The organism is Mesorhizobium sp. M7A.F.Ca.MR.362.00.0.0, from assembly GCF_004023175.1.
Lineage (GTDB): Bacteria > Pseudomonadota > Alphaproteobacteria > Rhizobiales > Rhizobiaceae > Mesorhizobium.
Map to the genome: position 1 here is coordinate 1 of NZ_RZTF01000288.1, position 7,734 is coordinate 7,734.

8 protein-coding genes and 1 pseudogene are annotated in these 7,734 nt (G+C 63.4%); 6 read left to right on the forward strand and 3 right to left on the reverse strand.

The annotated features are described in order from the left end of the window. Positions 1–12: 12 nt before the first annotated feature. A complete protein-coding gene (locus EOC06_RS26825) occupies positions 13–1,068 on the reverse strand; it encodes a sugar phosphate isomerase/epimerase (protein WP_128289244.1) in 1,056 nt (351 codons plus the stop codon). Between the two features lie 399 nt (positions 1,069–1,467). Here EOC06_RS26825 and EOC06_RS26830 point away from each other — a divergent pair, with 399 nt between their 5' ends. The 5 genes from EOC06_RS26830 (at position 1,468) to EOC06_RS43615 (ending at position 5,719) form a co-directional block, all read left to right on the forward strand. Further along, on the forward strand, positions 1,468–2,355 hold the full coding sequence (locus EOC06_RS26830) for a sugar phosphate isomerase/epimerase (protein WP_128309200.1): 888 nt from the start codon (positions 1,468–1,470) through the stop codon (positions 2,353–2,355). Positions 2,356–2,415: 60 nt separating this feature from the next. Further along, a complete protein-coding gene (locus EOC06_RS26835) occupies positions 2,416–3,585 on the forward strand; it encodes a mandelate racemase/muconate lactonizing enzyme family protein (RefSeq protein WP_128309201.1) in 1,170 nt (389 codons plus the stop codon). A 2-nt stretch (positions 3,586–3,587) separates the two neighbouring features. Continuing rightward, complete coding sequence (locus EOC06_RS26840; RefSeq protein ID WP_128309202.1) at positions 3,588–4,304, forward strand: FadR/GntR family transcriptional regulator; 717 nt, start codon at positions 3,588–3,590, stop codon at positions 4,302–4,304. 5 nt (positions 4,305–4,309) lie between these two features. Further along, positions 4,310–5,290, forward strand: coding sequence for an NAD(P)-dependent oxidoreductase (locus EOC06_RS26845; RefSeq protein WP_128309203.1), 981 nt, complete (start codon positions 4,310–4,312; stop codon positions 5,288–5,290). A 282-nt stretch (positions 5,291–5,572) separates the two neighbouring features. Continuing rightward, the gene (locus EOC06_RS43615; protein WP_245470103.1) at positions 5,573–5,719 is read left to right on the forward strand and encodes a hypothetical protein; all 147 of its coding nucleotides are present in this window, start codon (positions 5,573–5,575) and stop codon (positions 5,717–5,719) included. An 18-nt stretch (positions 5,720–5,737) separates the two neighbouring features. Here the strand turns inward: EOC06_RS43615 and EOC06_RS26855 are convergent, their stop codons facing one another. Next, a complete protein-coding gene (locus EOC06_RS26855) occupies positions 5,738–7,036 on the reverse strand; it encodes an amidase (RefSeq protein ID WP_128309204.1) in 1,299 nt (432 codons plus the stop codon). 120 nt (positions 7,037–7,156) lie between these two features. Between EOC06_RS26855 and EOC06_RS26860 the strand changes: the two genes are divergently transcribed. Continuing rightward, complete coding sequence (locus EOC06_RS26860; protein ID WP_128309205.1) at positions 7,157–7,504, forward strand: GFA family protein; 348 nt, start codon at positions 7,157–7,159, stop codon at positions 7,502–7,504. A gap of 60 nt (positions 7,505–7,564) precedes the next feature. Here the strand turns inward: EOC06_RS26860 and EOC06_RS43620 are convergent. Continuing rightward, a pseudogene (locus EOC06_RS43620) lies at positions 7,565–7,734 on the reverse strand (short-chain dehydrogenase); the annotation flags it as partial.

Sequence of the window (7,734 nt, forward strand, 5' to 3'; positions counted from 1 at the left end):
GGGGAAACCGCGTCAGATTCCCATCATGGCGCGCAGCAACTTCTTGTCGGTGGTGCCGGCGGCGAAGTCGTCGAATGCCTTTTCGGTCACCCGGATGATGTGGTGCTCGATGAAAGGCGCGCCTTCGGCCGCACCATCCTCCGGATGCTTCAGGCAGCACTCCCACTCCAGTACCGCCCAGGAATCATAATTGTACTGCGTCAGCTTGGAAAAGATGCCGCCGAAATCCACCTGTCCATCGCCCAGCGAACGGAAGCGCCCGGCGCGGTTGGTCCAGCTCTGGTAGCCGGAATAGACGCCTTGCCGGCCGGTCGGGTTGAACTCGGCGTCCTTGACGTGAAACGCCTTGATGCGCTCGTGATAGATGTCGATGAATTCTAGATAGTCGAGCTGCTGCAGCAGGAAGTGCGACGGATCGTAATTGATGTTGCAGCGCTTGTGGCCCCCGACCGCGTCGAGGAACATCTCGAAGGTGGCGCCGTCGAACACGTCTTCAGAGGGGTGAATCTCATAGCCGACATCGACGCCGTTGTCCTCGTAGACGTCGAGGATCGGCTTCCAGCGTTTGCCGAGCTCGCCAAACGCTTCCTCAATGAGTCCAGCCGGTCGCTGCGGGAACGGATAGAGGTAAGGGAAAGCCAGCGAGCCGGTAAACGACACTGAAGCATTCAGGCCCAGATTGCGCGATGCTTTAGCGCCGAACTTCATCTGCTCGACAGCCCACTCCTGCCGGGCTGCGGGATTGTTGTGCACCGACGGCGGCGCAAAGCCATCCATCTGCGCGTCATAGGCTGGATGAACCGCGACCAACTGCCCCTGCAGATGCGTCGACAGTTCGGTGATCTCAACGCCGGCGTCAGCGCAGATGCCCTTCACCTCATCGCAATAGGCCTTGGAAGAAGCCGCCTTCTTGAGGTCGAACAGCCGCGCGTCCCAGGTCGGGATCTGCACGCCCTTGTAGCCGAGACCGGCCGCCCATTTGGTGATCGACGCCAGTGAGTTGAACGGCGCGGCGTCGCCCGCGAACTGCGCCAGAAACAGCCCAGGGCCCTTCATTGTCGTCGGCATCGCATCCTCCCTCATTTCTCTCTCGACCGAGCATAGCGCCGATTGGAAGCAGGGCCAGCTACTTTGGTCTTTTCTCAACGGGTGCTTGCACGCACCGCCATTCTGGTATTACCAAATGTGGAAATTTGGTCAAGCCGCGCAATGCGCCATCAAGACCCCAAAATCACCTGTTGCAGGCCTATATATCTCAATATAATCAATGAAATAATCCACAGAGAAAGTTGCACCCCAGCGCTTCTTGCCGATCTGGAGAATTTGCTGTAGACCTCGCCTCAGGCCCAATTGGTCGAACCAGTTTGCGAAAAAAGGCTGGGAACGCCTTGGGGAGGAACCTTTGTGTCGCCTTTTGGCGATGCATGTCGCAGGCGAACCATAGAGACGATTTGGGAGGGACAGACCATGCATCTTTCGACGCACAACTGGATGCGCGCGGAACCCTTGGAGACGACGCTCAAGCGCATCAAGAAATTCGGCTATGAGTCGATCGAGATTTCCGGCGAGCCCGAGCAGTACAAGACCAAGGAGACCCGGGCACTGCTGAAGGAGCATGGTATTCGCTGCTGGGGCGCGGTGACCCTGATGCTGGGCGAGCGCAACCTTGCCGCCAGGAACCAGGGCCAGCGCGAGCGTTCCGTTCAGTATGTCAAGGACGTGCTGACCATGGTCAGCGAACTCGATGGCGAGATCATCACGCTGGTTCCGGCCACCGTCGGCAAGGTCGTGCCTGACGGGACCGAAGAAGAGGAATGGAAGTGGGTCGTCGACGCCACCCGTGAATGCTTCACCCACGCCAAGAAGGTCGGCGTCAAGATCGCTGTCGAACCCCTAAACCGCTTCGAGACCTATCTGTTCAATCGCGGCGCCCAGGCACTGGCGCTGGCTGACGCGGTCAGCCCCGAATGCGGCGTGTGCCTCGACGCTTACCACCTCCACATGGAAGAATTTAACGTCCATGACGCGATCCGGCAGGTCGGAAAGCGCCTGTTCGACTTCCACGTCGCCGACAACAACCGGTTTGCCGCCGGCCTCGGCCAGATCGACTGGCCGAAGATCGTCGCCACCTTGCGCGAGATCGGCTACGACGGCGCGCTGACCAACGAGTTCGTCGCGCCCGTCGACCGGACGCCGGCAGCCCCCTATCCCGACATGGTCGAGCGCAATCCGGTCGACATCTCGCCCGAGCAGCTGAAGTTCATCCAGGACCACGGCTCCAGCGTGCTCACCGAGAAATTCTACACCGACCAGATGCGCATCAACGCCGAAACGTTATTGCCGCTGATCAAGTAGCCGACTGCCTCTGGGAAATTCGCCCTTCCGCCCTGACCGGCGGCGGGGCTGGGGAAGAATATGCGTATCAAGTCCGTCCAAGCCTGGTTGAGCCGCGGTCCGATCGAAGCCGCTCGGCAGCACCGCAGCGACTTCGGTCAGGTGACGACCTTCGACGCCGCCATCCTGCGCATCGCGACCGATGACGGGCTGGTCGGCTGGGGCGAAGGCAAGAACGCCGCCGGCAGTGCCGGCAGCTACGGTGCGCTCGTCCACATGCTGAACCATGAGGTCGGGCCGCAACTGATCGGTCGCGATCCGGCCGATATCGGCGTCATATGGGAGATGCTCTACAATGGCGTGCGCCACGACAGCGCCGCGCGTGGCGGCCACGCCATGCCGCAACTGGCGCGGCGCGGCATGAGCATCGCCGCCATCAGCGCCGTCGACATCGCGCTGTGGGACATTCTTGGCAAATCGCTTGGCGTTCCGGTCTGGCGGCTGCTCGGCGGCCGCAAGCTCGATCGCATGCCGGCTTACGCGTCCGGCGGCTGGGCGGCTGCCGACGCCATCGGCGAGCAGTTGAAATCCTACATCGCCAAGGGCGGTTTCAAGGCACTGAAGATGCGGGTTGGCGCCATGGATGGCGCGGCGCACATTTCGGCCGGCCGCGTGCGGGCCGCACGGCAGGCGCTCGGCCCCGATGTCGAACTGATGGTCGACGCGCACGGCACCTACACGGTGGCCGAAGCCAAGCGCTTCATCCATCTCGTCAACGATCTGGACCTCGCCTGGTTCGAGGAGCCTATCATCGCCGACGACAAGCCCGGCATGGCTGAAGTGCGGGCGTCAGGTGCCGTCCCGATCGCCACCGGCGAAAGCGAGGCGACACGCTATGCCTTCCGCGATCTCGCGGTGCTGAAAGCCGCCGACATTTTCCAGCCGGATCCCGCCTTCTGCGGCGGTATCAGCGAGGCGATGAAGATCGGCACCATCGCCAGCGCCTTCAATCTGCGCTTTGCACCGCATCTGTGGGCCGGCGCGCCCTGTTTTTTCGCAGGCTTGCATGTCTGCGCCGCCTCGCCGTCGAGTTTCACCGTCGAATATTCGCTCGGCGCCAACCCGATGATCCATGATCTGGTCGAAGAGACTGTCGAAGCCAGGGACGGTATGATAGCGATCCCGGAAAAACCGGGCCTGGGATTCACCATTTCGGAGCGGTTCCTGGAGGCGCACGCGCAACGCGGTTGACGATGAAAGAAAAGAACCTCCTCGCGGAACTCGCTGCCTACCTGTTCTCCCATTCGGACAAGGAGAGCGGCCGAACGCCTTCGGAACGCGAACTGGCGGAGCATTTCGCCGTCAGCCGCGGCCAGATCCGCGAGGCGCTGGCCATCCTGGAGGCCATGCGCATCGTCGAGCGCCGGGCCAAGTCCGGCATCTACATCGACACCAAGCAGGCCAGCGTGGAGGCCATGGCGCTTTTTGCGCGCGCGGGCCTGCCGCTCGACCCGATCCAGATCTACGAGACGGTCGAACTGCGCAAGATCCACGAGATCAAGGCGGCCGAACTTGCCTGTTCGCGCGCCACCGAGGAGAATTTCGAGCGGCTGCGTGAAATCCTGAAGGTTTCGGAAGAGCGCATTGCCGCCGGCGAAGGGCTTGCCAGGGAAGACCGTGAATTCCACCTCGAGATCGTGCGCGCCACCAAGAACAGCGTCTTCCACAATGTCTGCAGCGTCTACTATATGATGGGCGAGCAGCGCCTGCCGATCTATTTCAACGACCCCGAGCGCAACGTGCGCTCGCATGCCGAGCATATCCAGATCTATGAGGCGCTGCTGCGCCGCGACGGCAATCTCGCCCAGGCGCTGATGAGCGCCCATCTGCAAGGGGCTGAGAGCTACTGGAAAGGCCTGATCGAGGGCCATGGCGAGGAGCCGCAAAGCCCGGCGCTCGAAAGAGCCTGACCAACATGGCCCGTATCCTCACGACCCACGCCCTGCACCCGCGCGCCTCGGCCATGCTGGCCGGCGCCGGAGAACTCGTCGTCGCCTCCGCCATCGATCCGGCCACGCTGGCCGCCGAGGCGAAGGACGCTGATATCGTCATCGTGCGCGCGCCGCTGCCACCACAGCTTTTCGACGGCGCAAAGCTGCTGCGGGCGGCAATCCGTCATGGCGCCGGGCTCGACATGATCCCGATGGAAGCAGCGGCGGCGGGCGGCGTGCTGGTGGCGAATGTGCCGGCGGTCAATGCCCGCTCGGTTGCCGAGCACGTCATGTTCGCGGCGCTCGCCTTGCTGCGCAACTTCCGCGTCGTCGACCGCGACCTGCGCGCCAAAGGCTGGCTTGCCGGCCGCGAGCACGCCAATTCCAACAGCGAGTTTGCCGGCAAGACCATCGGCATCGTCGGCCTTGGTGCCGTTGGCCAGGCGGTCGGCCATATCGCGGCGCACGGCTTCGACCTGAAGGTGGTGGCAACGACGCGCAGCATGCAGCCGGCGCCGGACAAGGTCGGCTTCCTGTCGATCGACGCTCTCGTCGAGCAGAGCGACATCATCGTTCTGTGCTGCCCGCTGACGCCGGAAACGCGCGGCCTGATCAACCGTGAGCGGATCGCCCGCATGAAGCCGCATGCGCTGCTGATCAACGTGTCGCGCGGACCGGTCATCGATGACGATGCGCTGATCGAGGCATTGCAGAAACGCCGTATCGGCGGTGCCGCGCTCGATGTTTTTGCGACACAGCCGCTGCCGTCGAACCATCCCTATTTCGGCTTCGACAATGTCATCATCACGCCGCACATGGCCGGGATCACCGAGGAATCGATGATGCGCATGGGCGTCGGCGCGGCGGGTGAAGCCTTGTTGGTGCTGGCCAACAAGCTGCCGGTCAATCTGCGCAATCCGGAAGTGGTCGATCACTATCGGCGGCGGTTTCCGGCGAACCTGTAACGCATCGCGGTTTCGCCCCAATTCTCCGCGACGTTGAGAGCCATGCCGATCCACGGCTCGCATTCCTGGTAGTCGTCGTCTGTTCGCTCTGCGCCATGCCGTCATTCGCGGCCGAAAGCAGTTATGTCTATTGCGACAACGGACTGCGCTGCTTCAAGGCGCCCTGCCCGTCGAACAGCGTGCTCGACCTTGCCACCGGGGCGATCATCAAGGGCGTCTCGATCGATCCAAGCGGATTGCCGCAGGCCGACAAGGCGATAACCGATCTTTCCGACGCGCTTTATGCCGGCAAGATCGTCGTCAGGGGTTCGATCGAGCACCGCACCCCAGACCATCACCGGCGAGAAGTACAATCTGCCCTGGCTGGTCGCGACCCGTATCGTGCGGACCGCCAAGGACAGCGAACGCAAGCACTGTTCGTCGCACTGATAGGCGGTTCAGCCCTGGTCACGCGCCAAGCAGCTGCTCTATTTCGGCAGCAATCCGCAGCAGGCGCCGGTCATGCCCGTTGCGCGCCACCAGCATCAATCCGGCGGGCAGCGGAGTGCCCGGCATCGGTAGCGAGATCGCGCAGAGATCGAACTGGTTGGCGACCTGCGTGTTGCGCAGCAGCAGGCCCTCAGTGCGGTCGCGCAGCTCGGCGCCGTCAGCCATCGAGACGATGGTCGGCGCCGTCACCGGCGTGGTCGGCAGAGCCAGCACATCGACCGATGCCAGCCGCTCGTCCATGGCGGCGGCAAGTGCTGCGCGACGACGCATTGCCCTGATGTAGACAGGCGTCGGCAGCATTGCCGCCCGCGACAAAGGTCCGCTGACATGCGGGTCGACCGGCACCGACGCTCCTGTCGCCAGCCAGTCGGCATGCACTTCGGCCCCTTCCATCGCAGCGATCGAGCCACGCTTGGTCGCCGCGTGCAAATCGGCGAGCAGATCGTCGATCGACAGGTCGGCGATCCGCGCGCCTGTCTGCTCGATCTTGCCAAGGCAGCGGTCGAACGCGGTCGCCACCTCGTCTTCCGTCTCTTCGAAAAGGACGCCGCGCGGAATGCCTATGCGAAGCCCTGCAAGGGCAATCGGCGCCAGCGCGGTCGGCAGCACCTCGCCGGCCATCACGGCGTCGGCGGCGGCACATTGGGCGACGGTTCGGGCAAGCGGCCCGATCGAGTCCAGCGTGGCGGACAATGGGAACGCGCCGGCGAGCGGCACGCGTCGCGCTGTCGGCTTGAAGCCGACGACACCGTTGAGTGAAGCCGGTATGCGTATCGAACCGCCGGTATCGGAACCGATCGATATTTCGCTTGTCCCCTCGCCGACGGAAACGCCTGCGCCCGAGGAAGAGCCGCCCGGAATGCGACTGGCGTCCACGGCATTGCCAGGCGTGCCGAAATGGCTGTTGTCGCCGATCGCGGTGAAGGCGAATTCGGTCATGTTGGTCTTGCCGATGATGACCGCGCCGGCCTGCCGCAGCCGGCTGACGATTGCCGCGTCGCTTTGGGCGGGCGCCGCGGTCTTGCGCATCAGCGAACCGGCCGTGGTCGGCTCGCCGGCGACATCGAACAGGTCCTTGATCGAGACGATGGTGCCGTCGAGCGGCCCTAGCGTCACACTTGCCCGCTTGCGGGCATCGCTGGCATCAGCCGCGGCCCGTGCGGCTTCGGCATAGAGCTTCGTGAACACGTGCTCCTCGCCGGCACGGGCGGCGAGGCGCGCAAGAATGATTTCCAGATGATCACGAACGGATTGCATTTTCGGTGTCGGACTCCGGACGCCTTGAACGTCTTAAGGGGGTGCGGCCAGTGCATGGCTTGCCCAGACTTAACCCGGCGCAGGCAGTTTTGCACCCTGTCGAATACGAGGAAAAGCCCGATGCTCTACAAAGGCAGCTGCCACTGCGGCAAGGTGGCCTTCGAATTCAAGGCCGAACTGACCGGTGCCATCAGGTGCAATTGTTCGATCTGCACGCGCAAGGGCGCCCTGCTGTGTGCCATTCCGCATGAGACCTTGCGGGTCCTGGCCTGGGGCGACGATTTGGGCACTTACACATTCGGCAACCATGCCATCGCGCACCGGTTCTGCCGGGCTTGCGGCATCCATCCCTTTGCGGAGGATGTCCGCGAGGGCCGTGAACGCAGCGCCTATATCAACATCAACTGCGTGGCCGATCTCGACCCTTCGACCCTGTCGGTCTTCGCTTTCGACGGGCGGTCCGCCTGACGCAATTCCAGGAAAAGTGCGCAGCGGTTTTCCGTCCGGAATTGCGCAGGAACCAATTACCTATCGATAGCCCGTCGCATCGGCGGGCTTGCCGGCGTCCTGGACCTCGGGAACATAACGCCAGGCGTCGGGCCGTGAGCCGTCGAGGTCGGTAAAGCCGTAGACCTGCGCCAGCCCGCCGCTGGACAGCGACTGTCCGTTCCAGCGCGAGCGGTCCGGATCCGCCGCCA